Consider the following 3,562-nt stretch of genomic DNA (forward strand, 5'->3'; position numbering starts at 1 on the left):
CTACCGTTCCCAGGGCCAACTGACCAGTTGCTTCGGCTACGACGCCATGGGCCGCAAGAGTTGGCAGTTCGCCTCGACCTTGCCGGCGGAAAAACTCTCGCAAATCCACAACCCCGGCATCAACCCCTCACTGCTGGTCGAGCACGCCTACAACCCGATCCACCGCCGTTACCAGTACGACCCGGCCGGCGAGCTGGTGCGCACCCTCGACAAGCTACGCGGCGAGATCAAGTACGAATACGAAGCCAACGGCCAGTTGCACAGCCGCGACACCGGCCGGCTGGTGGACAGCGAGGAGTTTCGCTACGACGCGGCGGCGAACCGGTTGAACTTCAACACCAGTCAGTTTGACCAGGTCAAGGACAACCGGATCCGGCAGTGGCGGGATCAGGAGTACACGTACGACGCCTGGGGCAACCTGATCGAAAAAAGCAGTGGCATCAGCAAGCAGCAGACCTTCAGCTACGACTGTGAAAACCGCCTGGTCAGGGCTGAAACACGGGTTGACGGCAAGCTGGAAAGTACCGGCCATTATCAATACGACAGCCTGGGACGACGGGTTGCCAAGCACTCTGAGATCCACGGCCAGACCGAACACAAACGTTTCCTGTGGCAAGGCTTGCGGCTGCTGCGCGAGGAAGCGCCGGGGCAGAGCAGGTTGTATGTCTACGAGCCGGGTAGCTATGCGCCGCTGGCCCGGGTCGATCAGGCAGAGGGCGAAGAGCAGAAACTTTACTACTTCCACACCGACCAGATCGGCACCCCGTTGGAGATGACCGACGCGGATGGGCGTATTGTCTGGCAGGCGAGGTATAAGGCGTGGGGCTCGGTTGAGCGGTTAGAGGTCAACGCGGTCGAGCAGAACCTGCGGTTTCAGGGGCAGTACTTCGACGATGAGACGGGGCTGCACTACAATACGTTCCGGTATTACGATCCGCAGGTGGGGCGGTTTGTTACGCAGGATCCGATTGGGCTCAGCGGTGGCAATAATCTATATCACTATGCGCCAAATCCTTCCGGATGGATTGACCCATGGGGCTGGATGGCTTTTTGGAAGCCGCTTAAGCCTGATGGAATGGGACATCACCCTTTCCCGCGAGCGCATGCTAACACTCACGGATTCCCAGAGTTAGGAACAAAGCTTGACTCGCCGTCATGGTTTCCAAATGAATTGGATGGATCAGATGTTCTTCACAAGGACTTTCATGATGCGATAAAAAAAGAAGGCGTGCCATTCAACAAGAAATTTTCTGGTACTCCTGAAGAATTGGTAGGTAAGCTAAATAAAGCTTATGAAAAATTCCCTCAAAAAGGGACGCTGAAAATACCTAGAACAGGTGAAGTACTTGCTAAGAATGTCACAGTGGGTGAGGCGCTGAATAAGTCTATTGGTAAAGGGTCCAATTTAAAGGCGGCGGGAGGTTGCGGATGAAAAATACAGCAAAAATCGAAATATTTGAGCCTGGGATAGTTGTTTTTGATCCGGTCGTATTGAATGATTTCGTTATAAGTAACGCTATTGAATCTCATGATTTGTTCGATTATTTTCTAAATAATGAAGAGGTTGGACGGCGCGCAGTAGAAAATGGGGTGATTTTTCCGCTCTATCAAATTCCGGAAATGGAATACAGCATTTTTCTAAAGGGGGCAGGTCAGGAGTCAAGTTTTAATGGCGCGGGAGAAGTGTTTTGTTACTCAGGTATCCCTATTAAAGTGGTTTCTGGTTTGGTTGTTATCGCAGATTTGAATGCGCTAATGGATTGGGATAGTGCTTTTTTTATGAATTATAGAAATGTGTGTGCTGAGAGTTTAGGTAATAATGATTACCTAGATGTGGTGAGCGGGTGTTATGCATTGAGTATTAGAGGTTTTAAGGGTTTGAATTATCCATTTGTATCGCTAGGTTATGAGTTGGAGTTTGAGTCCGTTGAAAGTCTTCCGGCTCTTTCAAATGTTGCTACAACTGATGATTGGGATTTTTCCATTGCTTGAGAGTTGTCCAGATTGAGCGAGGTCAATTTTAAAAAGATGCTATTGTTGTTTTGTTTCTGTGTTGTATAGGTGGCATGCCTTGTTTAATTGTTTGCAGTGTTTGTGTCGATGAATAATTTGGTGTTCGCTCTTTAAAAGTAAGCTGGTAAAGCCGTCGGTGGACCTTTTGATGTCTACCGATATCTATATATTGTTATTTTTAAAGAGGGTGTATGAAAGAGTATAAGGATTTTGCTGGCCCGTTCGCTAATATATATCGTCTTCCCCTCGTAGGGTGGGTGCTCGTTGACTCTGAAATCAATAAAAAACGAAGGAAATTGTGAGCTCTGCAAACTTTTACATTGCGGAGGATGATGCAGAGGAAATCTTTTTTAAACGCCTAAGCGCACATTAGTTGTCGCTAAGTAACGGGATAGAGCAAGTTTGGTGGTGGGATTGTCTGTGAGGTTTTGATCAAGGTTCTTTAAGATTTAATTTTTGGAGTGGCTGCGAGTACCGCCTCAGCCACTCAACTCTGCTCTTTTATTGCCGCTAATTGGGTGCACACGGCAGAAAGCGTTCTCAGCGCCACCGGTGGCGTTCGTGTGCACCTGCATTACGACAATCCCCTGGTGCGGTTGACCGACGTCAAGCGCGTCGTCGACCACCAGGCCGTAGAAACACTGGTGCAGTACCGCTACGACGATAACGGTCAGCTGGTTGAAGTGATCAATCGCAACAGTGACTCGATACGGCGCTTCAGCTACAGCGACGGCGTGATGGCCAGTCACAGCAATGCCCTGGGCCTGAGCTGCCATTACCGCTGGGAAGGTATCGATGGCCAGCCCCGCGTGGTCGAGCACTGGACCAGCGATGGTGAACACTTTCATTTTCGCTATGACGTGAAGGCCCGCACCACCTGGGTCACCGATGTGTTGGAGCGTGAACTGCAAATCCACTACAACGCCGATCATCGCGTCACTTCAAGCCGCGACTTCGGTGGCGAGCGCTACGCCATTGAGATTGACGACACCGGCAACATGACCGGCCTGACGCTGCCCGACGGCAACCGGCTTGAGCTCAAGTACGACGAGTACTCGCGGCTGGTCGAAGAAACCGACCCGCTCGGGCGCAAGATCAAGTACCGGCATCATCACCTGACCACCTTGGTCACCCAGGTGGATTACTCCGACGGCAGCACCTGGAAAGCCCGCTACGACGCCAAGGGCAACCTCATCGCCGAGGTCGACGCCCTCGGCAACAAAACCGAATACCTCAACAGCGACGACGGCCTGCCGCACACCATCATCGACGCCAGCCACAAATCCAAATACCTGTGGTGGAACAGCCACGCCCAGGTCGAACGCTTCCAGGATTGCTCGGGTAAAACCACCACCTACCGCTTCGACGAGCGTCACCACCTGATTGCCGTCACCGACGCGCTGGGCCAGGCCACCACGCTGGAACGCAAACCCGACGGCGAAGTGCTGCGCATCCAGCACCCGGACGGCAGCGCCGAGTCGTTCACCTACAACGCCCTCGGTCAGGTCCTGACGCACACCGACGGCAAAGGCCAGACCACGCGCCTGCT

General features: G+C 52.3%; 2 protein-coding genes and 1 pseudogene. All 3 read left to right on the forward strand.

Annotated elements, in window-relative coordinates; all coding sequences use genetic code 11:
- The coding region (locus AC3WQN_RS25345; protein ID WP_146038410.1) for an RHS repeat domain-containing protein at window positions 1-1,432 on the forward strand (1,432 nt) is incomplete at its 5' end.
- Window positions 1,429-1,992 carry a hypothetical protein gene (locus AC3WQN_RS25350; protein WP_103402400.1) on the forward strand — a complete coding sequence of 188 codons (564 nt, stop codon included), beginning with the start codon at window positions 1,429-1,431 and terminating at the stop codon, window positions 1,990-1,992. The genes AC3WQN_RS25345 and AC3WQN_RS25350, both read left to right, overlap by 4 nt.
- 539 nt (window positions 1,993-2,531) lie before the next feature.
- Window positions 2,532-3,562: pseudogene (locus tag AC3WQN_RS25355) on the forward strand (type IV secretion protein Rhs); the annotation flags it as partial.

This window comes from Pseudomonas sp. FW300-N1A1 (assembly GCF_058789115.1).